The organism is Dellaglioa sp. CoH-57-MRSF-19 (assembly GCF_056781975.1).
The window spans coordinates 1-373 of the sequence record NZ_JBXAXW010000169.1; the positions used below are offsets into that span (position 1 = coordinate 1).

The window sequence follows — 373 nt, forward strand, 5'->3', positions numbered from 1 at the left end:
GTCTTTCGCACCTGTTACCAAGACGCGTAAACATCTCGATGATTTCGTCGATTTTGGTGGGTTCTGCGCTGATCAGCATACTCATAAGTTACTCCTAGACAGGGGACCATCCCCATCTAAAATTATGGAGTAATTACGGGCCGATGTCAAGTGCGTATGCATCCGCAACGGGTGCTTGTTCATCGGTCACGCACTGGCCCTCGACGTACCATTCGTGAATCTGAAATGATAGCACCACCAAGTTCTCGGGCAACCCATATCCTGACTGTATGTGGGTGATGCGGGCCATGAACTCGCGGTCTTGGACCCGGCCCTCACGAAATTCACGCACAAACAGCCAATCACGAACCTGAAAATTGTGGTCGTTGACTCG

At 50.9% G+C, this 373-nt stretch carries 1 protein-coding gene; it reads right to left on the reverse strand.

The window, feature by feature from the left end; genetic code table 11:
- Positions 1-133 precede the first annotated feature (133 nt).
- The coding region (locus AC1RO3_RS08805; RefSeq protein ID WP_481764050.1) for a DUF3850 domain-containing protein at positions 134-373 on the reverse strand (240 nt) is incomplete at its 5' end.